Here is a 24026-nt window from a genome sequence, read left to right on the forward strand (position 1 = left end):
ATGGTGCCAGAGTGTCGAGCTCTTTCGGCCTAGATGATATCCGGAAAAGGCCCTGAGATATCAGAAGAAGATGTGATGGAATCATATGACGACCTGCTTTCCGGCATAGGGATGAATACAATACAGGCAAATGAGCAACGACCGATAACCCAATGTTTTCTAGCACGAAAAAGAACACCAATTCGCCCATAAATAAAGTGATTGCGCTCTCTTTTCTTGTTAGAGATGTTTTCTGAATAGTTAAAACTCAGAGCAAAGAATGCAGTTGACATCCAAGAAGGTCGGTATCATATGATACCAGAGAACATCTCAGCGAACGAGCATTTTGGAATGGCAGTGCCTGACGAAATACGCAAGCAACTCGCCAGACTATGCCGCTCGACCCGGACACGGACGGAAACTTGGACGAGAAAGAGGCCAAACCGATGGTCGCCGGAAACCATTTGCGTACCGGGCACAATTGACGCGTTTACCAACGCGGGAGCTTGGGAGTTCATTGCTCAATGCCTAGATGACGGCGTCGATGTCGAAGTTATGACGCTGGACAAGCCGCCTGGAAAAACGGGGTATGTGATGCTTGTTCCGGGAAACCACAAAGAAAGCATCTACATCAAGCTGGAGATCGCAGAAAACAAGGTGTTTGGGCGTAGCTTTCACGTAAGTGAGAAAAGGAACTACTGATATGGATAATGCACTTAATGGACCTGCAACACCCACTCAGGTTTGTGAGATTTGCGGCGCAGAAGGCGCTGCGATTTCCATGGTAGATCATGAATTTGACTATAGAGTCGGGGATAGACTGGTAACCTTGAATGTACGCGTACCAGTGGTCGAATGCGATTCTTGTGATGACGGATACTTTGCAGAAGGTGCCGAAACAATAAAGCACGAGGCTGTCTGTAATTATCTGGGAAGGCTCACACCCAAGGAGATATTAGGACTGCGCGAACAACTGGGTATGTCGCAAGCTCAATTTGCGAGGCACACAGGAATTGGCGTCGCGTCAATCAAACGCTGGGAAACTGGCATAGTGATTCAGGGGCAAGCCTTTGACAACCAACTTCGGGCCTTAATGGAAGACTTGGTTGTCAGAAATGCTCAGTCTTGGACCTCGGTCTTCCGCACAGAGATTTCTGAAGCAACACGCCAGAGAGCACGCAGCTTTTCCCTGAGACCAAGCCACAGTAGACAACTCGAGGCCGCATAATGTACATCGTAACATTCTACTCCTACAAAGGGGGAGTCGGTAGAACATTGGCTCTGGTCAACATTGCCGCGATGCTTGCTGAATCTGGTAGAAAAGTGCTCGCGGTTGACTTTGATCTAGAAGCCCCCAGCCTGCCTAGTTTTGATATCTTTCAGAATGCCCAGAACTCGCAAGGGTTGGTGGACTACGTTTCGTCGTATCGCAACACTGGTATCGCTCCGAACTGTGAAGAGTTCATCGTTGAATGTGATGTCAAAAATAACCCGATTTGGGTGATGCCAGCAGGACGCCATTCTGATGACAGCTATACAGAAGACTTAAATTCCATTGACTGGAGCACCCTGTACGAAAAGCAAGACGGCTATCTCTTCTTTGAAGACATGAAGCAGCAGTGGGCACAATACAAAGGACATGGATTTGACTACGTCCTCATTGATAGCAGGACCGGACACACTGATGTTGGAGGAATTTGCACGCGCCATCTACCTGATGCCGTGAGCATTATGTTTTTGCCAAATGATTCCAATATCACAGGCCTAACTCCAATTGTGAAAAGCATTCGCGATGAAAACCATCATAGGCACTCAAAAATTGACCTGCACATTACTCCCACGAACGTTCCAGACTTGGACGACGAGAAAGGAATACTGGCGGAACTACTTCATGATGCCTCGGAAAAACTGAACAAAAGCCAAGAATTCTCAACCACAATTCACCACTATCAAAGTCTTGATATTCTCTCAAAGAGCCCTTTTTCGATTGCTCGACCAAATTCCAAACTATCGCGGGAGCTGGATGAACTGCGACTTAAAATAGTTGGCAGAAATTTAGCAGATCGAGAAGGAGCTCTATACACTCTTAGCTTAGTTCCTTCCGAACTAGATACTGCAAGGCAACAAGGAAATGTAGAGAAACGCGAACGACTGCACGAACAAACACGCAATATTTTGTTCCTTCACCCTAATGACGGGGAAGTAGGATTTTTGGCAGCTCAAGCATTCGACGCTCTTGGCGATCAGTCCGAAGAGATCGAAGCGCTCAGCATTGCTATTGATTGTGGCCACGAGGTTGATAGGGCGCTCCTGATCCGAGGAGTAAAATCCCTATCATCCTCCGATAGCACTAGGGACTCATTAGCTGACTTGGTAGCGGTATTGCGGTCAAGGACGGCAACTGTCTTCGAACTCATTCCTGCAATTCAAGTTTTGAAAGAGCTTTCTGACGAATGGTTGGCAGCTGTAGCGGTCGCCCTAGATCGTCCAAACGAGCAATTCGCCATATTGCTGTCAGTCGTTTCGAATCTAATGTCGTGGCGCGAAGCGACACCACTTTGTGCCCAGCGACTTTTGGCGCTGTCCGACTTCAGCGGAATGCCGACCGATCAGAGAACACAAGCTCGCAACTACGCTGTTTTGTGCTTAGTCGCCTCTGGGCAATTCCACCAAGCACTTGAGTATATTGATAAGTTCTCCACCTCTGACCCATCCGAATACGTGGTTGAGAACCTGTTTAATCGCGCTATGGCAACGTGGGCTATTGACGGAGAACCGCCCATTGAACTCTTGCAAAACATTATCGAGCGAGCAGAATCTCACAACTCAAACCTGTCTGTTAATGCAAGGCAATGTCTAGGCTTGGCTCAAATGGCACTGGGCGCACATGACGAAGCCATAGAGCAAATTTCAATTGCAGAACAACTGCTTAAACCTGGAGAAACGGCTTTTAGCTGCTGGACTTACTTAAATACGCCAAGTGAGGAGCTCACCCAGCAGCTACAAGAAATGAGGACGCTTGCGAACGAAGGAAGCAAGGTCACCCCCCCCTTCATGCAGGTCGAAGAAAACCACCTAGAATAAATCAACTTTCTAGCTCCGCCACTTCCGGTGATTGTTACTAGACAATTAACCCAATCGTAACTAGGTTCCGTTAGAACGACGAAACACTTCTTGGAGTACTGAGATGATCTTTCATCCTGGTTCAGACGAGTAATATTGTCGAACTTTTTTGAAGCTTAAGTAAGAGGCGCTGCAAATTGTAGCGCCTCTTTGTTTATCGAATAGAGAAAGTTGGAGCTCCCGCAGCGCACGCCCTGCCTTACTTGGTGGAAGGGGAACTCTAAGGCGGCGGTAGCTTGCGGGTTTCGCTTAAGCTAGGACTACTCGGCCAGAATGCGATGGCGGATTTCCATTACCTTTGGTCGAAACGCGCGCCAAAAGATCTCGTGCCACCGCTTGCCATCGGGGCTCTGGCACCATGAACTGAGAAGCTCTTCATGCGTATGTCCGCGCGCGTTGGGTCGGCGCTGCTCGTCAGGCGTATCAGAGAGATAGGCCTCGATGACGTCGTCGTCGCGCCTGATTTCTTCCTCGGAATCAAACACCGCCGGGTCAGGTGCTTCTGCCGTCTCCGGGTCCGGCAACGGCTCGGGTTCTTTGCCGTCAGCGATTAGGTAATTGTTCTTGATTTCCTTAATGCGCGTAAGCAGTTCAAATGATCTTCGCGGGTCCGTTAGTTTTGCCCATGCCCGACGTTCTTGTCGGTCGACCGCAGCAAGATAGTGTTCTCGCGGGATTGCTAGCCGCTTCCTCAGTCTTGCCAAGCGCGTGTTTGGATTTTCACGCATCGATCAACTCAAATCGTTTTTGCAATTCATCAAGTTCCTGATGTAATCCTTCTGTCTCTATGGCTTTCCTAGCCGCCTCGACAGTGCGCAGAAGGGTTTCTGCCTCGTCTGTCGTGATCTTGCCGGATGCTACAGCGGAAAGGACCGTATTCACCGCCTTCAGAATGTCTTCCGGTTGCTCAATCTTCGGCATTGTCACTTGAAGGGGACGGCACTTCCGCGGTGGGAGAATGCGGTCGAGACAAAGTCGTATAGCGGTCATGTCACCCGCCATTGCCAACTCGATGGCTTTCTTTGTGATCGCGCTAGCCTCACCATCCATCAACGCTTCCGCCGCCAGCGTGGCCTTGTTGCGCGCACCTTTGGGCCGGCCTTTGGGATTGCCGCTTTTGCCCTTCGAAAACTCTCCGCTATTTGGGGGCTTCGCCTGTTTCTGATCTGTATTTTCAGTCGCTTTGTTCATATCAGTGTCGAGTAAGATAAGGGTCAGTCAAGCTTACCCAAAATTGAACTTGAGTTCAAATTTTAGAACCCTGGGTTAACAATATCTGTCTATATGCCTTTCCTCTCTTGTCGGGCGGCCAACTTTTCTCCCTGAAAAATTCAGGCGGAAAACCCGCCGCCTCACCCGAGGCGGACGGGGTATTTCTGTTTCCTTTATTTTTTCAGAGATAGCCTTTCCCCTATTACGGGGCGAGTTGTCCAATTTCCGGGACCAAAATGGGTGCAGACTACGGGCAAGTCGTCTTTTTACTGGGTGCAAAGTGACCCCAGGGCTAGGAACATTTCATGACCTCGATACTCGCCAGAATGTTTTTTTCATCCGGTGTAGGTACAGCCTCCATATCCTCATGAAAGACCCGAATAGCCTTCTTGTGTCGACCACCGCGCCGGTAATGCGCAGATTGGAGGATGCCTGCCTTCTCCAGCCGCTGTATATGCCTTTCGATCGTTTTTCGGTCCACACCGAACTCGTCTGCCATTCTAGCGATATTGATTACAGACCAGCGGTAACCATCGATATACAGTCGGGAATTGCGCCACCATCTGTCGAGGTTCATTAACACCATACCTCCGCCAAGGCTCCCGGCTGCTTGGCAGTAGGTATATGAGTGGTGAGAAATCCCTTCCGGATCCTTGGACTTGCTCTGCAGGAGGTATTTGGATACCATTTCTGAACCTCGGTATCTTGCTCGATGCTGGGACCAATCAAAAGATGAACCCCCGAGAATGACCTCTCGGGGGTTCCGCGTATCAGCCTGTTAGTCAGACTTTAGCTTCTTGACCTTCTCGACATGCGCGTTGATGAAATGCCAGGCTTCGAGACTATCGATCAGGCGGTAGTATGCTTGACCCGGACCGATGTATTCGACCCTGCAACCTTCAACTAGCCCGTGTTTCCGGAGCCATAGAAGGTTGCTCTCGACAGCGCCGGTGGACATGCCCAGCGCAAGCGCCATCGCCTTGATACCTGGGGTCTTCCAGTCGTGGTTCCCAATCTCCGCCATAACCGCCTCTGGTACGTCGGCGGAGGGGTATTGGAAAAGATACTCCACTATCATGGCTCGGCGGCCAAAAGGGTTAGGGAGAGATGACAACTTCTTTGTCGATGGATCAAATGCTGCATGATCGATATGGATCACCGGAAGCGCCACGCTGGGCTTTTTCCCGTTTTCAGGTTCCTTGTTTCCCATCAACGTTGGCCGCTTTCTTCGGCACTGCCCGCCATTTCGCAAGTCTCAAGGTCTTTGACGCATGCGGTCTCGATCCTGAGCAACCGCGGACCTACCCGACGCCCGCGCAAGGTTCCATCGTGAAGCCAGCGCCGTACAGTAGCAACCGAGACCCTCAACCGAGTGGCCGCTTCTTGAACCGTAAGTGTCTTTGTTTCTTTCATTTCAGGCTCCTTCCGGCAATGATTTGAGACATCTTTTAACTAAACAAAACCATTACATGAGCACTTTTTGTATTGCAAGTATTGTGCTCATACCTATGATCGCTATGAGTGATCTGAAGCAATGTAGGTGTGAAGATGGGCCCCATGGGCGATCGCAAACTGGTTTTGCAACGTATAGCACGGTCAGTTGGTGAGGATGCGCGAGAACGCGCGGCCTTCTGGCACTTCGCGCAACTATGTCTCGGCGATGACGAACCGGCGAACGATACGGTTGCTAAACTGGCACTCGCAGAGCTAGTTGGTGATGACGTTGATCGTCAAAAGGACCTGCAAGTTCGGAAGTTGACAAAAGCTAGCAGAATTATTTGGTCTGTCTTCTTCAAAACATCTCTCAAATCACCGAACCCATCGGAGTGGTGGCCTGAGCGCACTGATCTACCAACTATTTCCGAAATTCCGGACCTCATTCCTAGTAAAGTACGTATGGAACTCGACTCAACGGGCGCATGGAGCTTGGTTGCAAAAGATCGGATTGGGCACATTATCACCGATGGGGTTGACCAAGCGATCGCCGGGTTGCCGATACGGCGCTGTGCTTTCTGCAGTGAGATCTTCGCTCCAGCACGTCGAGACTCAAAATATTGCCGATCCGCCTGTCGCTCATCTCACGCAACTGCCCGCCATCGTGCTGCAAAAAACAAGGGGACCGAGAGGTGAGCGGACACGTCGAACGCTATATCACGCCCAAAGGCAAAAAACGCTTCCGAGCGTCCATCAAGTCGACAACTCGAACTGGGGAACGCCAACGTGCATCAAAATCCTTCGACAACTTATCTGACGCTAAGACTTGGCTAGCAGAGCAGATCCATTTTGGCTCGCATGGCGGCACTCTCGGCAAAGGCACTCTCGGTAAATTCCTTAGAGAGTGGCTCTCGGCTAGGGAACAATCCGGTAATATCCGACCCAACACAATCTCAGGCTACCGAAGTAAAATTGCGACGGCGATCCGTTCAATCGGACACGTTAGGCTCTCTGCATTGGCTGCGGAAGACATAGAGGCTTGGTTGGCCGATTTGCGTCAAAGAAGGCTTTCCGGATCAACAATTTCCCAGAGCCGCGCAGTAATGCACAAGGCAATCGGTGATGCTGTACGGCGTAGGTACCTTCCGTTCAACGTGGTTGACGCCGTCGAAACACCAAGTGCTCCTGCACGTCCGCGCCCCAAAGTGGACTCCATCGAAGATGCGAAGCGGTTCCTTGAGGCAATGGACGCAACGAATGATGGCCCCCTCTTCCGCCTTATGGCGCAAACGGGCATGCGCCGCAGCGAAGTGGGAGGACTGACATGGGGTGCTGTGGATCTTACTCTCGGTCGCCTTGATGTCCGTCAAACGCTCATTCGGCAATCGGCGAGCGGAAGGTCCTTTTGGATCTTCTGTGAACCGAAATCGCGTTCCTCACGGCGAACCATTCCACTACCGCCGCAGGCGGTCGCACTTCTCCGGACTTGTCAACATCAGGTGAATGAAAGCCGGCTCGCCGCCGGCTCAGCTTGGACAGACAACGACCTGGTTTTCTGCACACCCTACGGAGAACCGCTTAATCTCGATGCTTTGTCCGCGCGCGCTCGCAGAATGCGCCAGAAGCTTGGCTTGCCTAAAGGTGTTCAAGGAGTGCACGGGCTGAGGCACCTTTTTGGGACAACGCAACATCATGTTGCGGGGACGGACATTAAGACTCTGCAAACGCTGATGGGCCATTCCCGTTCAACTACAACTCTCGATCTCTACGTAGCGGAAGACCAAGAAGCAGCAGCAGAGGCCGCTCGCAAGGCCGGTGAACTCTTTGGCTAAACTATGTCGACCGATGGGGCCGCCGCGGGGCCAAAAAAAAGATTAGTGAGTTCACTTGTGAGCTTTCTGAGCGGCGAAAAAGGGGGCAAACCACTGAAAATAATCGATAATTACGCCTCCGATTGACATGATCTTGCGCAATGATTGCTATCATTTGGATTGCAAATCCGTGTACACCGGTTCGATTCCGGTACTCGCCTCCAAATCCCTTTAAGACCCAATGATTTATGTTATTCACTACTGCGCCCCTGCGGAATGACTTCATATCCAGGCTCCTCAGGCTCGTCATCCATCATCTCTGGCGGGAAACCTGGCGCGGTGATGTCCATCCCGGTCGCCTCTTCCAAGCGTTTGATAATGTTGGGTGACAACTCACGATCACCGTACCGGGCGATGCCATCGTCAAAGATTTTGATCATCACAGGATTGATTTCCAGCGGGACTCCGGCGCGGTCAGCCACCTCCTGAAAAAGACCAATGTCTTTTTTCACCAGGTCCATCGTAAAGGAAATATCACGCGACCCGTTTAAGATAACCTGACTTTCAGTCTCGTGCACAAATGAGGTGCCCGAGGATATCTTAATCGCTTCATATGTGGTGTTTAGATCCATACCGGCGGCCTTGGCCGTTACCAACGCCTCGGCGCACGTGATCAGGTTTGCCGTCGCCAGATAGTTCGTGAGCACCTTCAAGACCGAAGCCGACCCCAGTTCCCCAGTGTGCAGAACGCGGCGCCCCATCGTGGTAAGGAACGGCAGGATTCGCTCGAACGTTTCGCGGTCACATCCGGCAAAGATTGAGATATTGCCGGTCGCCGCCCTGTGGCACCCGCCAGATACAGGACAATCAACGGCAGCCCCTCCGCGTTCAATCACCAGCGCACCGAGGCGTTTGGCCTCAGCCTCGTCCGTCGTGGACATCTCCATCCAGATTTTGCCCGGCGCAACTTCGGGCAGCATTTGTTGCATAACCGCGTCTGAAGCAGCAGGTGATGGAAGACATGTGATCACCGCGTCACAATCTCTCATCATCTGAGCTGGGTTTTCCGCCGCTGTGGCACCTTTGGCGACGAACTCAGCAACCAGGTCGGGGTTTAAGTCATGAACTGTCAGATCTATTCCGTTGCGCAGAAGTGAGCCTGACAATTTGCCGCCGACGTTTCCCAATCCGATAAAACCGACTTTCATCTTTTCCTCCTGACGGTCGCATTCATGTTGAGTATCCGCGTTGTCTAGTGTGAAATAAAATGAATAATATGGTTCGTTATGGTCAAAATAATTTGGTGATTAATGGACCGTCTTCCCAACCCCGCATGGCTCCGCAGCTTTGAATCTGCTGCACGGCATCTGAACTTTACAACGGCGGCGCGGGAAATTGGCCTGACGCAAACAGCAGTTTCTTTGCATATACGCTCGCTTGAAGCCGAACTGGGACAAAAACTGTTCACCCGGAACGCCCGACGTTTGGAGTTGACCGAGTTGGGGCAGTCCTATTCGTTAACGGTTCGGCGTGCGCTAAGTGACATTGCGCTTTCGACAAACAGCCTGTTTGGCCCCGCGTCACGTCAAACCCTGACAATCCGCGCGGCGATTTCTACTGCAACTTACTGGTTGGCCGCAGAACTGCCGGACTTTACCCAAAAACACCCGGATATACCGGTGCGTTTGGTCTCACACATCTGGAATGACAACGTAGCGCCCAGCGACGTAGACGTGGAAATCCGGCTTGGCTACGGCGACTGGCCAGAAGTGCGCTCTGAGAAGCTGACCGAGGAAAAGCTGGTTCCAGTGCACCGAGTTGGACGCAGTACTTCGACTCTGAGCAACCTGCAGAAAGGGCCTTTGATTCATATACTTGGATACGAAGATAATTGGGCGCAGTATTTTGAGGCCAACAACTTCACGCCACCAGATCAACCGCCCCAGCATTCGGTGGATACGACGGTCGCCGCGCTACAGCTTGTCATGGCCGGAGCAGGCTACGCGACGATACTGGAACGTTTTGCGCGAAATGCAATCAGGCAAGGTGCACCGATTGATATAGCAGGCCCAGCGATTCCATTTGCCCAGTCGCATTATTTGATCAGCGCACAAGGGACTGCCCAGCCGACAGCAGCGGCGGGACTGTTTTGCGCATGGCTGCGGGATCGGCTGACCATGGATGCCGCAGTTTGACACAAGCGGGTCGCTTTCTGACCTGAGCGAATTCAACCCGCGCCTCGCGCTTGACAACCCCCCTGCCCGTGCCGCATGTCCATTTCGTTGGTGTCCACTTAAGGTGGATGAAAAGGGAATGCGTCAACGGGTTTTCCGCCAAACGCAGCCGCCCCCGCGACCGTGACCGGAGAGGGTGCCCAATGCCACTGGCCGATTAGGCCGGGAAGGCGGGACATCTGCCAGGGCTAACGCCCCGACATCCGCAAGCCGGGAGACCTGCCAGCGCCCGAAGTTGAAACCGGACGGGGTGTTCCGGTGTCGGGTCCATGTGCAGACGTGGCCCGCATGAAACCCCGTCCCCCGAAAAGAGGATTTGGGGGGATGAGAGACATGACCGAGACCGCACCCGTCGAGTTGCTGGTCTGCACCACTTGCCGCCGTGGCTTGCCAATCGAAAATGACGAACAACGGCCCGGCACGTTGTTACACAAAGCGCTGGAAGATGCAGGGTTGCCGGATGGTATCCAGCTTAAACCTGTCGAGTGCCTGTCAAACTGCGATCAGGGCTGTTCCATCGTACTGCGCGGCGGCCCCGAACGCTGGACTTTCGTTTATGAGAACCTGAACGAGGTTGATCATGTCGAGGTCATCGTCGACGGCGCGACCAAATATTTGGCCACCGAAGATGGGCTGGTGAAGTGGCGCGAACGCCCTGAACATTTCCGCAAAAACTGCGCCTCGCGCATCCCCCCGATTGGAGCCTGAGATCATGTCGAACCTTGAAAAACTCCCCGTCACTGTGATCACCGGCTTTTTGGGCTCGGGCAAGACAACGCTGGTCAAGCACCTGATGCAGAACCCGCAGGGCAAGCGTTTGGCCGTTGTCGTCAACGAATTTGGCGACGTAGGTGTGGATGGCGATATCCTGAAATCCTGTGCCATCCCGGATTGTCCGGCGGAAAACATCATGGAGCTGGCAAATGGCTGCATCTGCTGCACCGTCGCCGATGATTTCATCCCGACAATCGAGGCGCTGATGGCGCTTGAGCCGCGTCCGGATCATATCCTGATCGAAACTTCGGGCCTCGCCCTGCCCAAGCCCCTGCTGAAAGCATTCGACTGGCCGGATATCCGGTCCAAGATCACCGTGGATGGTGTGATCGCTCTGGCCGATGCCGAGGCTGTGGCCGCCGGTCGCTTCGCTCCGAATGTCGAAGCCGTGGATGCCCAGCGACTAGCCGATGACTCGATCGACCACGAGACGCCCTTGTCCGAAGTGTTCGAGGATCAGATCTCCTGCGCCGACATCATCCTGCTGACCAAGCCCGATCTGGCTGGTCCGGAAGGGGTTGCAAAGGCCAAAGAGATCATTGCAGCCGAGGCCCCGCGCCCCCTGCCCGTCGTCGAAGTCGCCGAAGGTGCCGTGGACGTACGCGTTGTTCTGGGTCTGGAAGCAGCAGCCGAAGATGACATGGACGCCCGCCCGTCGCATCACGACGGGCACCATGATCACGAGCATGACGATTTCGAAAGCATCATCGTCGAGCTGCCGGAACAGACCGATCCGGCCCTACTGGTCGCCAATATCGAACGTCTGGCCAACGAATTGAACATCCTGCGCGTCAAAGGTTATGCCGCCGTTCAGGGCAAGCCGATGCGTCTGTTGGTGCAGGCCGTAGGCGCGCGCGTGCGTCACCAGTACGACCGTCCGTGGGAACCCGGCGAAGAACGCCGTTCGCGTCTGGTTGTTATCGCCGAGCATGACGATATCAAAGAGGCCGCGATCCGCGATATCCTCGTCGGTGTCGCCGAGGCCGCCGAGTAAACCATGCACGTCGTCTTCCGCGAAAGCCACGGGTTAGAGGAAACCGAGACGCCGACCGATCTGGGCCAGAGCCCGGCGGATTTGGTGGTGCTGTCCTTTTCGGACAGCGACCTCGGCGCTTTCGCGGCAGGCTGGCATCGCGGCGGTGGGCCCGAAGGGCGCATGCCCTCAATGCGGCTGGCAAACCTGACGGCACTCAAGCACCCACTGTCCGTCGATACTTATGTCGAGCAAACGCTGGAAGGCGCCAAGGGCATTCTAATCCGTCTCATCGGTGGGGTGCCATATTGGACTTACGGGCTTCAACAGGTTCTGGCATTGGCCCAAGCCAAAGGCATCGCGCTGGCTGTTTTGCCTGCGGATGGGCGCGAAGACACCCGACTTGACGAGTATTCTACTCTGCCCATTTCTTCCCTACGCCGCCTTGCGCATCTGTGTGACACCGGCGGAGAAGTCGCAGCGCAAGCGGCACTGGCGCAGATGGCGCTCGCCGCAGGGTTATATGCCGGTCCGGTGATGGGGGCCAAAACGATCCCTGAATGTGGCGCGTGGTGCCCGGATCGTGGTGTGATCCCGGTCGACAAGGCTTTTACTGGGGACACAAACCGCGTCCTTGTGACTTTCTACCGTGCATACCTGACCTCAGCAGACACAGCTCCGGTTGCCGCGCTTATACAACGTTTTCGCGCACGTGGATTCGACGCAGTGGGTTTGTTTGCCCCGTCTCTTAAGGCACCAGCAGCCGCCGAATGGCTGCGCGAACATGTCGTGGCGCTGGCCCCATCAGCAATAATCAACGCCACTTCGTTTTCAGGCAAAGGCGCATCGGGTACGTCACCTTTGGACGCTGCCAATGTGCCGGTTTTTCAAGTCGCCCTTGCCACTTCGCGCCGCAAGGCGTGGGCCGACGCGGAACGTGGCCTCTCGCCTGCCGACCTGGCGATGCATGTGGTTTTGCCCGAAGTGGATGGGCGCATATCAGCGGGCATTGCTTCATTCAAGGAACCCGGCAAACGCGACCCGCATCTGGAATATTCCCGCTTCGCCCACCGGGCAGAACCCGAACGGATTGAGGCGATCATTGACCGCGTGACCGGCTGGCTGAACCTGCACGACAAACCCAAAGCGGATCAAATCCCAGCGCTCGTGCTGTCGACCTATCCGGGCAAAGATTGGCAGATGGCCCATGCCGTTGGTCTGGATGCTCTGGCCTCGACCGAGGCGATGCTCTCTGATCTGCAAGGCGAAGGTTACGACACCGCACCCGCAGAGCCGATTGCAGATACTCTTTTGGACGCCCGGGTTTCGTGGTCACTCCAAGACTATCTAACCGCGCTAAAAGGACTGCCCGAACAGTTGCGTTTGGACTTGCAAACAGTTTGGGGCCGGCCAGAGGATGACCCAGCTTTCGCAGATGGAGCCTTCCACTTTAATGCCCTCATGCGTGGAAAGGCTTTGATTGCCTTGCAACCCGAACGCGGCACACCAGAGTTACGCGATGACGACTACCACGACTTATCCCGCACTCCGCGCCACAGCTACATCGCGTTTTATCTCTGGCTGCGTGAAGGCTTAGGCGCAGATGCGCTGATCCATATCGGAGCGCACGGTACTCTGGAGTGGTTACCCGGAAAATCCGTTGCCCTGTCCGCCGATTGCTGGCCCGAAGCACTTATCCGAGACCTTCCAGTAATCTATCCCTTCATCGTAAACGACCCAGGTGAAGCGGCTCAGGCCAAGCGCCGGATCGGGGCTGTGACGCTGGGGCATATTCCACCCCCTTTGAAAGAAAGCGGTACGCCGGATCGCATGGTGCGGTTGGAAACGCTGTTGGATGAGTTCTCAAACGCCGACGGGCTGGACCCCAAGCGAAGGGATCGCTTGCAAATCGATATTCGGGATGAGGCGCAGGCCATAGGACTCGAAGGCGACCTTGGTCTTGATCAGGCCACCTGCACTGCCGAGGCAATCACCCGCATTGATCGCTTCGTTTGTGACATCAAGGAAAGTCAATTCGGAGACGGGCTGCACATTTTTGGTCGTGTGCCGGAAGTCACGAGCAATTTCGATCCTGCGCCGTCTGCAAACGCCGAAAGGTCGGCGCTGTTGGACGCGCTGGCGGGCAAACGGATTGAGGCTGGACCTTCGGGCTCTCCCTACCGCGGTCGGTCGGATGTTTTGCCGACGGGGCGGAACCTATATACCACCGACCCGCGCTCGGTTCCGACCCGCGCCGCTTATACGCAAGGTGTCAAGCTGGCCGAAGAACTGGTGCGGCGTCATCTGCAAGAAGAAGGCGATTATCCCAAAGGGCTGATCGTGGACTTGTGGGGGTCCGCCACCATGCGCACTGCCGGTGAAGAATTCGCCATGGCACTGCACCTGTTGGGGGTCAAACCTGTTTGGGACAATGGATCAGAGCGGGTTTCGGGCATCGAGGTTTTGCCAATTACTGACCTCAGCCGCCCGCGACTAGATGTTACCCTGCGCGTGTCAGGCCTGTTCCGAGATGTTTTCCCGACGCTTTCGGCGCTGTTTGGTCAGGCCATCCGTGCCTTATCAGACCGTGATGAGGCAGCGGACTGGAATCCCTACGCAGGACAAGACCCCGCCGCGCGGGTCTTTGGTCCCGCTCCCGGCAGCTATGGCCTGAACATGACACATCTGTCCGAAACATATACTGATGAGGCGCGTGCACAGGCCGGGGAAGCATGGCTACAAGCCAGTTCATTTGCGTTGGAAGGCGAGCATATCGCGCAAGATGTCGACGGAATCACCGAGCGCGTCGCCAATGCGGACAGTTTTGTTCACCTACAGGACTTGACCGAGACCGATCTGCTGCTGGCCAACGACTACGCCACACATGAAGCCGGGTTTGCCGCTGCGAAAAAGCTTACCGGCGGCAACGCGCAGCTTTATCATTTGGACAACACCAACCCTGAAAATCCGCGCGCCCGCACCCTGCCCGAAGAAATCAGCCGCGTCGTGCATGCCCGCGCCGCCAATCCCGGCTGGATCGCGGGAATGCAGCGGCACGGTTTCCGTGGCGCCGCCGAGATCGCGGCGACGTTGGATCACATGGCGTCATTTGCCCATCTGTCGGGTACGGTTGCGCCGCATTTATTCGACCTCTATCACGATGCGACCCTAGGCGACGCCGAGGTGGATGCCTTCTTGCAAGAGGCGAACCCACAGGCGCATCAGGCCATGCAGGACAGGTTTCGCGCGTTGCTGGAAGCCGGGTTGTGGAACACACGCAGAAACTCGATCCTTGCCGATTTGGAGGGCTTGGGATGAGCGCCCCATTCGTTCAGGGTTGGTGTCCGGGTGCTCATCGACCCATGATGTCAGGAGACGGCTTAGTTGTGCGCGTTCGCCCCAGACTGGCCCGGCTGAATGCTTCTCAGGTGATGGGGCTGTGTGAATTAGCCGAGCGCTTCGGCAATGGCACTATTGATCTGACCAACCGTGCCAATTTGCAGCTGCGTGGCGTAAAAGAAGCAGACCATCATTCACTGCTTTCTGAGCTTGCGGAGCTAGACCTATTGGATGCCGAGCCCGGCATTGAGGTGCGGCGCAACATCCTTGTCACACCGCTTTACCAAACGGGCGACCTAACAGCGCGTTTGACGCAAGCGTTGATCAATCGGCTGTCGGAACTCCCGACCCTGCCTGCAAAATTCGGATTTGCCATCGACACCGGCCCTGCCCGTCTTTTAGCAGAGGATTCTGCAGACATACGGCTGGAAACCGGCGCGGATGGCCTGATACTGCGGGCCGATGGGTGCGAAAACGGTCGGCGAGTGACCGAAGCAGATGCTATTGACCGACTAATCGAATTGTCAGATTGGTTCGCTGAGCATCAGACACCCGAAAACCGCCGTATGGCCCGCGTTGTAAGCACGCAAGGTCTGCCGAAGCAGTGGCAAGACAGCCAACCTGGGGATTTAGGTGCCCCACTGACTCCTGGTCTTTGCGACTTGGGAGCTTTCTATGGCGCGGTTTTCGGACAACTACCTGCCCGTCGCCTATTTGGTTTGATGGAAGACACTGGTGCATCCGCCCTGCGTGTCACGCCTTGGAGGCTGTTTCTGTTGGAAGGCGGAGCGTCGATACCTGCAGCAGCCTTTGTTACTGCGGCCGCCGATCCCCTGATGACCACTGACGCCTGCCCCGGCGCGCCATATTGCCCTCAGGCACATGTGGAAACCCGTGAAATAGCACGCGTGTTGGCACCACGGGTTTCTGGCAACCTGCATGTCTCGGGCTGCGCCAAAGGCTGTGCGCGAATGGGGGCTGCGGACGTTACTCTGGTCGGTCGCGAAGGGCGATTTGACCTTGTCAAAAATGGTCGCGCAGGGGATGAACCCTGCCAGCGCGGCCTGACACTCGAAACACTCAAGACCATGGACCTGACCTGATGCCCTATGAATACGAAACCGATGGCGCCGCGATCTACAAGGAGAGCTTTGCCACGATCCGGTCCGAGGCCGATCTGGCTCGGTTCGACGCCGACGAGGAACAGGTCGCTGTACGTATGATTCATGCCGCCGGGATGGTCGGATTGGAAGAATTCGTGCATTTCTCGCCGGGCTTCGTGACAGCGGCCCGGACCGCGCTGGAAGGCGGTGCCCCGATCCTGTGCGATGCACGCATGGTCAGCGAGGGCGTCACTCGTTTTCGTCTGCCAGCCGATAACGAGGTGATTTGCACCCTGCATGACGAGCGCGTGCGCCCCTTGGCCGCCGAGATGCGCAATACCCGGTCGGCCGCCGCGTTGGAGCTGTGGCGTCCGCATCTGGAGGGTGCGCTGGTTGCAATCGGCAATGCCCCGACAGCCCTGTTCCACCTTCTGAATATGTTGGAAGACCCCGACTGCCCACGCCCTGCTGCAATCATTGGCTGTCCAGTGGGTTTCGTCGGCGCAGTCGAATCCAAGGACGCACTGTGGGAGGCACAGCCTGTACCCTCGTGCATCGTCAAGGGCCGGCTGGGCGGCAGTGCCATCACTGTCGCCGCCATCAACGCAATCGCGAGCCGCGCGGAATGAGTACTGGCAAAATATACGGCGTGGGCCTTGGACCCGGCGACCCCGACCTGATGAGCGTTCGGGCAGACCATCTGCTGCGTAATGCGCGCCATGTTGCGTTTTTTCGCAAACCAGGTCGCGACGGTCAGGCGCGCAAGATCGTAAACGGGATGATCCCTGAAGGTGCGGTTGAATTCCCGATGGAATACCCGGTTACCACTGAAATCCCGCTGGATGATCCGCGGTATAACGAGATGCTGTCAGCCTTTTACAAAGATTGCGCAGCACACCTAAAGGCTCTGTCCGACCAGGGTGAGGACGTGGTTGTTCTGTGCGAGGGGGACCCATTTTTCTACGGATCTTTCATGCATCTTTATAGCCGCTTAAGAGACGAAGCTAATGTAGAAGTTGTCCCTGCAATTACCGGCATGTCTGGCGCGTGGACCGCGACAGGCAACCCGATCACATGGGGCGACGACGTGCTGACCGTGCTGGTCGGTACCCTGCCCGAAGACGTTTTGGCGCGCCGCATGGCTGAGACCGACGCTTTGGTCGTGATGAAGATCGGGCGCAATATCGACAAGGTGAAACGAGCGCTTAAGACGGCGGGGCTCTATGACCGTGCGTGGATCGTGGAATTCGCGCAGATGCCCAACCAAACGGTGACAAAACTGTCCGAGGCTTCTGAAAAAACGACCCCGTATTTTTCGATCATCATCGTTCATGGTCAAGGTCGGCGGCCATGAGCGGCTGGGTTAAAATCGCGGGCCTTGGGCCGGGTAACGAAGACCTTGTGACGCCCGAAGTGACCGCCGCGCTGGCCGAGGCCACGGATGTGGTCGGCTATATTCCCTATGTCGCGCGAATTGCGGAACGCCCCGGTCTAACACTGCACGCCAGTGACAACCGAGTAGAGATCGACCGATCCCAACACGCGTTGCAGATGGCGGCTGAAGGTAAGCGTGTGGTTGTTGTATCCTCGGGCGATCCGGGCGTGTTTGCCATGGCGGCAGCAGTGTTCGAAGCGCTGGAAAACGGCCCCGCCGAATGGCGCGACACTCCCATCGACGTGCTGCCAGGGATCACGGCGATGCTGGCCGCGTCGGCACGTGCGGGGGCTCCGCTGGGGCATGATTTTTGCACAATTAACCTAAGCGATAACATGAAACCATGGTCCCTGATCGAAAAGCGCCTGCGTTTGGCCGCGCAGGCGGATTTCGCGATGGCGTTTTACAACCCTCGATCAAAATCCCGCCCCGAAGGCTTTGTGAAAACGCTGGAAATCCTGCGCGGAGAATGCGAGCCCGAGCGTCTGATCCTCTTCGCGCGCGCCGTCTCACGCCCAGACGAGGCGATCCGGGTTTCGACACTGGCCGAGGCGACACCCGACATGGCCGACATGCAGACTGTTGTGATCGTCGGTTCCTCGTTGACTCGTGTAATCAAGCGGGACGGCGCTCCGATCGTCTATACTCCGAGGTTCACGCCGGAATGATCCAGCCAGTCCAGAACCTCTGTCACGTTCGACAATTCGGTCCGCTGCGGCAGGGTCGGTCGGTCGATCATAAGCACCGGCACGCCCAGCGCCCGCGCCGCGTCCAGCTTGGCCCGCGCTCCGGTACCGCCAGCGTTCTTGGAAACCACCAGCTCAGTCCCGTGGCGCTGCATAAGTGCCCGGTCACCAGCCTCAGTAAAAGGCCCAAGCGAGACTACCACCTCGGAATTCGGCAAGGGGATCGCATCGGGTTCATCCACAAGCCGCAACAGGTAATGATGCTGGGGCTGGGCGGCAAAGTCCTTAAGGTGCAAACGACCAACGGCCAGAAAGACGCGCTGCGGCGGGCCGGACAACGCGGCCACCGCGCCCTCAAAATCCGGGACATGATGCCAGCGGTCACCGTTTTGCTCCTGCCATTTCGGACGGGTCAGCGCGGCCATTGGCACGGCGGTTTCTTGGCTCGCTTCGACGGCGTTTCTGCTCATCTGCGCAGCAAAGGGATGGGTGGCATCGACCACATGTGTAATCGCGTTTTCACGCAGATAACGCACAAGCCCGTCTGTCCCACCAAACCCACCGACACGCACCGGCAAGGGCTGTGGGCGCGGGTTGTCGACCCGTCCTGCGTAAGAATAGATCGCAGGAATGCCTTCTTGTGCGACAGCTTTAGCCAGCGCGTTGGCCTCAGTCGTGCCGCCAAGTATCAGGAGGTGCGTCATGTCTGAATCTCCGTGGCTGACTGTTCTGGGCTTGGGCGAAGATGGACTGGATGGACTGCCCCCTGCAAGCCGTCAAGTGCTTGAACGCGCGGAAATCATCATGGGGCCGCCACGGCACCTGTCGCTGATCCTCCAAACCGATGCCCAGATGGTAGAGTGGCCAGTGCCTTTCGCCGACGGATTGCCGATCCTGACGGGTTTTCGTGGACGACCGACCATCGTTCTGGCCTCGGGCGATCCGTTCTGGTTCGGCGCCGGCTCGGTCATAGCGCGTAGTTTCGAAGCCGGGGAATGGACAGCTCTACCAGGGCAGTCGACCTTTTCTCTGGCCGCCGCGCGGCTGGGTTGGCCGCTGGAAAGCACGCTGACATTTGGCTTACACGCGGCACCCCTAACCAGGCTGAGGCCACATCTCGCCCCTGGTTTGCATGCCATCCTGTTACTGCGCAATGGCGCTGCAGTCGCGGAACTGGCAACCTACTTGACCGAAACCGGTTTCGAGGGCACACGCCTGCACGTAATGGAGGCCTTGGGCGGCCCCCGCGAACGCGCGCGCAGCGTCTCATTGACCGAGGCGCTTCTGGGTGGATTTGACCACCCGGTTTGTGTGGGGCTTGAGGTCGCTGGTGATGGACAGGCTTTCCCCAAATCCTCTGGCAAGCCTGATGAGATTTTTGAAACCGACGGTCAGATCACCAAACGACCGGTTCGAGCATTGACGCTGTCCGCCCTCGCCCCACAGCGGGGGGAGCACCTTTGGGATATTGGTGGCGGTACCGGATCGGTCAGTATCGAATGGCTGATGTGTGACCAATCGCTGACGGCGACTACAATCGAACCCCGTGAGGATCGCGCTGATCGTATACGTCGCAACGCTGACACTTTGGGGCAAGATCGCCTGAAAGTAATTCACGGCACCGCACCGGACGCTTTGTCTGGCCTACGCTTGCCCGATGCCGTGTTCATTGGGGGCGGGTTGAGCGCCAACTTGTTGGCATGGCTGCGCGACGCGCTGCCAGCAGGGACGCGAATTGTCGCCAATGCCGTGACACTAGAAAGCGAAGCGTTGCTGGCACAGTGGCAAGACAAACTGGGGGGCGAACTTCTGCGCATCGAACTAGCCCAGGCGTCGGCGCTAGGCCCTAGGCGCGGCTGGAAATCAGCCTACCCTGTGGTGCAGTGGAGTGTCACCCTATGATCGTGGCGGGTTTGGGATTTTCGTCAACGGCTACTCTGGAAAGCCTGCGCACGGCTTTTGACCGGGCCAGCGCGGGTCAAACCGTGGATGCCTTGGCCACAGTGGCAGACAAAGAGGGTCATGCTGCGCTTGCCGAATTCGCTGCAACCGCCGCCCTGCCCCTGCATTTCATCGCGCCCACCGACTTGGCCGGGCAACGCACCCTTACATGCTCGACTCGTAGTCGCGCCACCTATGGAACCGGCAGCGTGGCCGAAGCTTCCGCCTTAGCCGCCGCCGGACAGGGCGCGCGGCTGACATCCCCTAGACAAATTTCGGACGACCGGCTTGCCACCTGCGCCGTCGCCATCGGAGGAAAGACATGACCGTTCACTTCATCGGCGCCGGACCGGGTGCCGCAGACCTGCTGACACTGCGTGGGCGCGATATCATCGCGTCCTGCCCGGTTTGTCTTTATGCCGGGTCTTTGGTGCCCGAGGAAATCCTCAGCCACTGCCCCGAAGGTGCAAAGATCATCAATACCGCACCAATGGATCTGGATCGGATCATGGCCGAGATCGAGGCGGCACATGAGGCTGGACACGACGTGGCACGGCTGCATTCGGGCGATCTGTCCATTTGGTCGGCTATGGGAGAGCAAATCCGCCGCCTGAAAGAGATGGGTATCCCAGTGAGCGTAACACCCGGCGTGCCTTCTTTTGCCGCCGCAGCCGCGGCGCTGGGAACCGAGTTAACACTACCCGGTCTTGCGCAATCGGTTGTGCTGACCCGCACTCCGGGCCGAGCGTCGTCGATGCCCGAAGGTGAAACACTGGAGAACTTCGCGCGCACCGGTGCAACGCTGGCTATTCACCTTTCGATTGGCAATCTGGACAAAGTGATCGCCGACCTGACCCCGGCCTATGGCGCAGACTGCCCGGTCGCAGTTGTCTATCGCGCCAGTTGGCCAGATGAGCGGATCATCCGAGCGACATTGGCGACATTGAAAGACGCACTGGACGAGAGCATCTCACGCACCGCCCTTATCATGGTGGGTCCGGCGCTGGCGGGCGAAGGGTTCAACAAAAGCTGCTTGTATTCTAAGGATTACGACCGCCGCTATCGCCCGCAAAGCGCCGATAGCCCGTGGTCCAGCTGGAGCCACGGTGATGACTAACCCTCCGGGCCTTTTAATCTCTGCTCCGTCCTCGGGGACCGGTAAGACCACTGTTATGTTGGGGCTTCTTCGGGCTTTGGCCGAAGATGGTTTGAATGTTCAACCGTTCAAGAGCGGTCCAGACTACATCGACCCGGCCTTTCACCAAGCTGCGGCGAGACGCGCTTCGTTCAACCTGGACAGTTGGGCGATGGCTGATCCGCTTCTTAGCGCCATCTCAGCCCAAGCCGAGGGTGCGGATATCGTAGTGGCAGAAGGCTCGATGGGTCTGTTCGATGGCGTCGCCAAGCCGGGCGAACTCGGGCATGGGTCCAGCGCCGAGACTGCTTTGCGGATGGGCTGGCCAGTGGTGTTGGTGCTGGATGTGGGTGGTCAGGCGCAATCGGCGGCAGCGACGGCATTGGGGTTCAAGATGTATAACCCTGATTTGCCCTTTGCCGGCGTGATCCTGAATCGATGCGCAAGCCCAAGGCACGAACGCCTGACTCGGCTAGGCATGGAGCGCGCAGGGCTGCCAGTTTTGGGCGTCCTGCCTCGGCGCGGCGACCTAACATTGCCCGAACGCCACTTGGGCTTGATACAGGCGGTTGAACACCCTGATCTGGAAAGCGCAATTGTCGGCTATGCTGCGTTCCTGCGTGAGCATGTAGATCTTGAGGCAATCAAGCGGGCAGCTTCCTCAGGCCCAGCAGGGCCATCGTCAGCCGCGCTGCCGCGTCCCCCGGCCCAGCGGATCGCGTTGGCTCGAGATGCTGCGTTTTCCTTCACCTATCCGCATTTGCTGGAAGGCTGGCGAGCGGCAGGTGCAGAGATTCTGCCGTTTTCACCCTTGGCAAATGAGGCCCCGGCTGTGGATGCTGATCTGGTTTGGTTGCCGGGCGGGTATCCTGAGTTGCATGCTGGGACCCTGGCTTCTGCCGACAACTTTCTGACCGGGCTGCGCAAACATGCCGAAACAAAGCCAGTGCATGGTGAGTGTGGTGGATACATGGCGCTGGGTCAGGCCCTGATCGACAAAGAGGGCGTGCAACACCAGATGGCTGGCCTGTTGGGGCTGGTGACCTCGTATGAAAAACGCAAGTTCAATTTGGGTTATCGCCGGGCGGAATTGCTGGCCCCAATGCCAGGATATGCAGCGGAAACCGCATTGCGCGGGCATGAATTCCACTATTCCTCGATTGTCGAACAGCCCGACGCTCCGTTGGCTCGCGTGTTTGACGCCGAAGGCGCGGAAGGACCACAGACCGGGTCAGTGCGCGGCAATGTCACTGGCACGTTCTTTCACCTGATCGCGGAGGCCTCGGCATGAGCGGGTTTGTCTCTTTTATCGGGTCCGGCCCTGGTGATCCGGAATTACTGACGCTTAAAGCTGTCGACCGGATGCAAAAGGCTGATGCGGTGCTTTTTGACGACCTCAGCAGCGGCCCGATTTTGAGCCACGCGCGCGAAGACGCCGATCTGGTTGGCGTCGGAAAACGTGCAGGCCGCCCATCGCCCAAGCAGGATCATGTCAGCCGATTGCTGGTGGAATATGCGCAGACCGGCCAACATGTCGTGCGGCTAAAATCTGGTGATGGCGGGATGTTTGGGCGGCTTGAAGAGGAGCTTGTAGCCTTGCGCGCAGCCGGAATTGAATACGAGATCATCCCTGGCATTCCTTCGGCAGTCGCGGCGGCAGCAGCGGCAGGCATACCGCTAACTCGACGCTTGACTGCACGACGGGTGCAATTCATCACGGGCCACGACGTCAGCGGCAAACTGCCCGAAGACCTGAACTTGCCCGCCCTGGCAGATCCTGATGCAACGACTGTGGTTTTCATGGGCAAGCGGACATTTCCTTTGTTGGTCGATACCCTGCACAAGCACGGGCTCCCTTTAGACACCCCCGCGCTGATGGCTGAATCCGTTTCCACGCCAGACCAAAAGCTGTGCCGTTCGACTGTCGGCGCGCTATCCGAACAACTGAGCGCCGAGATCGGAACGGCCCCGGCCCTGATCCTCTATGGACCGCTGGCAGAGCTTGACGATGTTTGACCTAACGCTGATCGGAATCGGAACCGGCAATCCGGATCACGTAACGTTTCAGGGCGCGCAAGCCATTCGTGACGCGGACCTGATCCTTATCCCTCGTAAGGGTGAGAACAAGGCCGACCTGACCGGGCTGCGTGAAGAGATTATTTCAACCGTCACCGATACCCCGCCACAAATTGCCTATTTCGACATCCCCACACGCCGCTCCGACGATGGCTACTTGCGCGGTGTCGATGAGTGGCACGACGCAATCGCGCTGCGTTGGCAAGAGGCAATTAATGCCCTCCCTAAAGCGCGCCATGTGGCTTTGCTGATCTGGGGAGACCCGTCACTATATGACAGTTCTCTGCGGATCGCTGACAGACTGACCCCGCAGCCTAAAACACGGGTGATCCCAGGCATAACTGCATTGCAGGCGCTTACTGCGGCCCATGCCATTCCAATCAACGATTTAGGCGCGCCATATGTGGTTACGACTGGGCGTCGCATTCGGGATGAAGGCTGGCCTGTAAATGCCTCGAAAGTGGCCGTTATGTTGGATGGCGAGTGTTCGTTTCAAACGCTGGATATGGCCGACTATGACATCTGGTGGGGCGCGTATGTCGGTATGAAGGAAGAGATATTGATTAAGGGGCCGCTGACAGAGGTGTGTCAAAAAATACTCGACACTCGCGCCAAAGCCCGAGCCGATCATGGCTGGATCATGGATATCTATTTGCTGAAGAAAAACGTGATCTGAAAAAGGCGTCTGGATGCCAAAAGGAACGCGGTGCAGCTGTCCGTGCCGTCAAAATTCCAAGCGCACGAGGCCCTTAGCCTATTGGTTCAACCCTG

At 56.4% G+C, this 24026-nt stretch carries 26 protein-coding genes and 1 riboswitch; of the genes, 19 read left to right on the forward strand and 7 right to left on the reverse strand.

The features are described 5' to 3' along the window. The first annotated feature begins 330 nt into the window (after positions 1 to 330). Genes ACR0L3_RS09010 through ACR0L3_RS09020 form a run of 3 tightly spaced genes read left to right on the forward strand, consistent with a single transcriptional unit; the run spans position 331 to position 3063 of the window. Positions 331 to 681: a hypothetical protein gene (locus tag ACR0L3_RS09010; RefSeq protein ID WP_480745366.1), complete on the forward strand. Its 351-nt coding sequence runs from the start codon at positions 331 to 333 to the stop codon at positions 679 to 681. A 1-nt stretch (position 682) separates the two neighbouring features. Beyond that, positions 683 to 1207: a type II TA system antitoxin MqsA family protein gene (locus ACR0L3_RS09015; RefSeq protein WP_480745367.1), complete on the forward strand. Its 525-nt coding sequence runs from the start codon at positions 683 to 685 to the stop codon at positions 1205 to 1207. Beyond that, a complete protein-coding gene (locus tag ACR0L3_RS09020) occupies positions 1207 to 3063 on the forward strand; it encodes a KGGVGR-motif variant AAA ATPase (protein WP_480745368.1) in 1857 nt (618 codons plus the stop codon). Before ACR0L3_RS09015 ends, ACR0L3_RS09020 begins: the two co-directional genes overlap by 1 nt. Positions 3064 to 3362: 299 nt before the next feature. On the opposite strand, the gene ACR0L3_RS09025 is transcribed toward ACR0L3_RS09020, so the two are convergent. The 5 genes from ACR0L3_RS09025 to ACR0L3_RS09045 all read right to left on the reverse strand — a co-directional run bounded on the left by ACR0L3_RS09025 (position 3363) and on the right by ACR0L3_RS09045 (position 5727). Next, positions 3363 to 3830 (reverse strand): hypothetical protein, encoded by a 468-nt coding sequence (locus tag ACR0L3_RS09025; RefSeq protein ID WP_480745369.1) that lies wholly within the window; start codon positions 3828 to 3830, stop codon positions 3363 to 3365. Next, positions 3823 to 4293: a DUF5681 domain-containing protein gene (locus ACR0L3_RS09030; RefSeq protein ID WP_480745370.1), complete on the reverse strand. Its 471-nt coding sequence runs from the start codon at positions 4291 to 4293 to the stop codon at positions 3823 to 3825. The genes ACR0L3_RS09025 and ACR0L3_RS09030 overlap by 8 nt, the downstream gene beginning before the upstream one ends. A gap of 313 nt (positions 4294 to 4606) precedes the next feature. After that, entirely contained in the window at positions 4607 to 4891 is a 285-nt protein-coding gene (locus ACR0L3_RS09035; RefSeq protein WP_480745371.1) for an HTH domain-containing protein, read from the reverse strand. A 201-nt stretch (positions 4892 to 5092) separates the two neighbouring features. Next, positions 5093 to 5524: a hypothetical protein gene (locus tag ACR0L3_RS09040; RefSeq protein ID WP_480745372.1), complete on the reverse strand. Its 432-nt coding sequence runs from the start codon at positions 5522 to 5524 to the stop codon at positions 5093 to 5095. Beyond that, positions 5524 to 5727, reverse strand: a complete 204-nt coding sequence (locus ACR0L3_RS09045) for a helix-turn-helix domain-containing protein (RefSeq protein WP_480745373.1) — start codon at positions 5725 to 5727, stop codon at positions 5524 to 5526. Before ACR0L3_RS09045 ends, ACR0L3_RS09040 begins: the two co-directional genes overlap by 1 nt. Before the next feature lie 144 nt (positions 5728 to 5871). On the opposite strand from ACR0L3_RS09045, the gene ACR0L3_RS09050 reads away from it, so the two are divergent. Then, positions 5872 to 6444 (forward strand): hypothetical protein, encoded by a 573-nt coding sequence (locus tag ACR0L3_RS09050; RefSeq protein ID WP_480745374.1) that lies wholly within the window; start codon positions 5872 to 5874, stop codon positions 6442 to 6444. Then, positions 6441 to 7580 carry a tyrosine-type recombinase/integrase gene (locus ACR0L3_RS09055; RefSeq protein ID WP_480745375.1) on the forward strand — a complete coding sequence of 380 codons (1140 nt, stop codon included), beginning with the start codon at positions 6441 to 6443 and terminating at the stop codon, positions 7578 to 7580. The genes ACR0L3_RS09050 and ACR0L3_RS09055 overlap by 4 nt, the downstream gene beginning before the upstream one ends. 230 nt (positions 7581 to 7810) lie before the next feature. Here the strand turns inward: ACR0L3_RS09055 and ACR0L3_RS09060 are convergent, their stop codons facing one another. Next, positions 7811 to 8767, reverse strand: coding sequence for an NAD(P)-dependent oxidoreductase (locus ACR0L3_RS09060; protein WP_480745376.1), 957 nt, complete (start codon positions 8765 to 8767; stop codon positions 7811 to 7813). Between the two features lie 102 nt (positions 8768 to 8869). Between ACR0L3_RS09060 and ACR0L3_RS09065 the strand changes: the two genes are divergently transcribed. The 8 genes from ACR0L3_RS09065 (at position 8870) to cobJ (ending at position 18085) form a co-directional block, all read left to right on the forward strand. Then, the gene (locus ACR0L3_RS09065) at positions 8870 to 9754 is read left to right on the forward strand and encodes a LysR substrate-binding domain-containing protein (protein WP_480745377.1); all 885 of its coding nucleotides are present in this window, start codon (positions 8870 to 8872) and stop codon (positions 9752 to 9754) included. Positions 9755 to 9825: 71 nt separating this feature from the next. Beyond that, positions 9826 to 10034: riboswitch (cobalamin riboswitch) on the forward strand. Between the two features lie 92 nt (positions 10035 to 10126). Beyond that, positions 10127 to 10501 carry a DUF1636 family protein gene (locus ACR0L3_RS09070; RefSeq protein WP_480745378.1) on the forward strand — a complete coding sequence of 125 codons (375 nt, stop codon included), beginning with the start codon at positions 10127 to 10129 and terminating at the stop codon, positions 10499 to 10501. A 4-nt stretch (positions 10502 to 10505) separates the two neighbouring features. Further along, on the forward strand, positions 10506 to 11561 hold the full coding sequence (cobW, locus tag ACR0L3_RS09075; RefSeq protein WP_480745379.1) for a cobalamin biosynthesis protein CobW: 1056 nt from the start codon (positions 10506 to 10508) through the stop codon (positions 11559 to 11561). 3 nt (positions 11562 to 11564) lie between these two features. Further along, positions 11565 to 14858 carry a cobaltochelatase subunit CobN gene (gene cobN, locus ACR0L3_RS09080; RefSeq protein WP_480745380.1) on the forward strand — a complete coding sequence of 1098 codons (3294 nt, stop codon included), beginning with the start codon at positions 11565 to 11567 and terminating at the stop codon, positions 14856 to 14858. Continuing rightward, complete coding sequence (locus ACR0L3_RS09085) at positions 14855 to 15982, forward strand: cobalamin biosynthesis protein CobG (RefSeq protein ID WP_480745381.1); 1128 nt, start codon at positions 14855 to 14857, stop codon at positions 15980 to 15982. The genes cobN and ACR0L3_RS09085 overlap by 4 nt, the downstream gene beginning before the upstream one ends. Then, entirely contained in the window at positions 15982 to 16611 is a 630-nt protein-coding gene (locus tag ACR0L3_RS09090) for a precorrin-8X methylmutase (protein ID WP_480745382.1), read from the forward strand. The genes ACR0L3_RS09085 and ACR0L3_RS09090 overlap by 1 nt, the downstream gene beginning before the upstream one ends. Next, positions 16608 to 17336, forward strand: a complete 729-nt coding sequence (locus tag ACR0L3_RS09095; protein WP_480745383.1) for a precorrin-2 C(20)-methyltransferase — start codon at positions 16608 to 16610, stop codon at positions 17334 to 17336. The genes ACR0L3_RS09090 and ACR0L3_RS09095 overlap by 4 nt, the downstream gene beginning before the upstream one ends. After that, complete coding sequence (cobJ, locus tag ACR0L3_RS09100) at positions 17333 to 18085, forward strand: precorrin-3B C(17)-methyltransferase (protein WP_480745384.1); 753 nt, start codon at positions 17333 to 17335, stop codon at positions 18083 to 18085. Before ACR0L3_RS09095 ends, cobJ begins: the two co-directional genes overlap by 4 nt. On the opposite strand, the gene ACR0L3_RS09105 is transcribed toward cobJ, so the two are convergent. Beyond that, positions 18058 to 18807 carry a cobalt-precorrin-6A reductase gene (locus ACR0L3_RS09105; protein ID WP_480745385.1) on the reverse strand — a complete coding sequence of 250 codons (750 nt, stop codon included), beginning with the start codon at positions 18805 to 18807 and terminating at the stop codon, positions 18058 to 18060. The genes cobJ and ACR0L3_RS09105 overlap by 28 nt on opposite strands. Between ACR0L3_RS09105 and cbiE the strand changes: the two genes are divergently transcribed. The 6 genes from cbiE to cobF are packed head-to-tail and all read left to right on the forward strand — an operon-like array spanning position 18806 to position 23931. Further along, entirely contained in the window at positions 18806 to 20005 is a 1200-nt protein-coding gene (gene cbiE, locus ACR0L3_RS09110; protein WP_480745386.1) for a precorrin-6y C5,15-methyltransferase (decarboxylating) subunit CbiE, read from the forward strand. The two genes, ACR0L3_RS09105 and cbiE, sit on opposite strands and share 2 nt — an antisense overlap. Continuing rightward, entirely contained in the window at positions 20002 to 20370 is a 369-nt protein-coding gene (locus ACR0L3_RS09115) for a cobalamin biosynthesis protein (RefSeq protein ID WP_480745387.1), read from the forward strand. The genes cbiE and ACR0L3_RS09115 overlap by 4 nt, the downstream gene beginning before the upstream one ends. Further along, complete coding sequence (gene cobM / locus ACR0L3_RS09120; RefSeq protein WP_480745388.1) at positions 20367 to 21161, forward strand: precorrin-4 C(11)-methyltransferase; 795 nt, start codon at positions 20367 to 20369, stop codon at positions 21159 to 21161. The genes ACR0L3_RS09115 and cobM overlap by 4 nt, the downstream gene beginning before the upstream one ends. After that, entirely contained in the window at positions 21154 to 22470 is a 1317-nt protein-coding gene (locus tag ACR0L3_RS09125) for a cobyrinic acid a,c-diamide synthase CobB (protein WP_480745389.1), read from the forward strand. Before cobM ends, ACR0L3_RS09125 begins: the two co-directional genes overlap by 8 nt. Beyond that, positions 22467 to 23195, forward strand: coding sequence for a uroporphyrinogen-III C-methyltransferase (cobA, locus tag ACR0L3_RS09130; protein ID WP_480745390.1), 729 nt, complete (start codon positions 22467 to 22469; stop codon positions 23193 to 23195). Before ACR0L3_RS09125 ends, cobA begins: the two co-directional genes overlap by 4 nt. Then, on the forward strand, positions 23188 to 23931 hold the full coding sequence (cobF, locus tag ACR0L3_RS09135; protein WP_480745391.1) for a precorrin-6A synthase (deacetylating): 744 nt from the start codon (positions 23188 to 23190) through the stop codon (positions 23929 to 23931). The genes cobA and cobF overlap by 8 nt, the downstream gene beginning before the upstream one ends. Positions 23932 to 24026: the final 95 nt, after the last annotated feature.

The sequence above is a fragment of the Ruegeria sp. CK1 genome, assembly GCF_056536545.1.